Origin of the sequence: Pseudoalteromonas sp. S558 (assembly GCF_005886635.1) — a bacterium.
Taxonomy (GTDB): Bacteria; Pseudomonadota; Gammaproteobacteria; order Enterobacterales; family Alteromonadaceae; genus Pseudoalteromonas; species Pseudoalteromonas aliena.
The window spans coordinates 1-537 of sequence record NZ_PNDU01000608.1 but is presented as its reverse complement, the minus strand read 5'-3'; the positions used below and the strand labels follow the sequence as shown (position 1 = coordinate 537).

The following is a 537-nucleotide window of genomic DNA, read 5'->3' as shown; positions in this document are numbered from 1 at the left end:
CCATCTAAATGAACAGGGATAACACGACCTGGCGTGCTCTTTTTTATTTTTTCAATGCCACTGCGAAAGGCATCAACTTCGCCATCACCGCTTAGTTTTCCTTCAGGAAAAATACCTACTAACTCACCACTTTCCAGTGTTTTAGCGATGTCATCAAAGGCTTTATTAAACGCCTTAGGGTTTGATTTTTGACTATCGATTGGAATGGCTTTGGCCATTTTAAATAACCAATTAAGTGCCGGTGAATAGTAAATAGGTGCAAATACAACAAACCGAATTGGCCTAGGCGACGCCGCTAAAATAAACATCCAATCAACAAAGCTAACATGGTTACTTACCACTACCGCAGCCCCTTCATCGGGAATGTTAGGCTCGGCTTTAGTGCGCACCCGATACATGCAAATCGCTAAAATATAAATAATAAAGCGTAAAAAGAACTCAGGAACTTTGCTGTATATATAAACCGATATCAGTAAATTAAGCCCTGCTAATAACAACAGTAATTGTGAAAAATTCAATTGTAATAGAATTAAATTA

Annotated in this window: 1 protein-coding gene; it reads right to left on the bottom strand. The window is 38.2% G+C overall.

Features of this window, described 5'->3' with window-relative positions:
• The coding region (locus CWB66_RS21630; RefSeq protein WP_171037568.1) for a 1-acyl-sn-glycerol-3-phosphate acyltransferase at nucleotides 1-537 on the bottom strand (537 nt) is incomplete at both ends.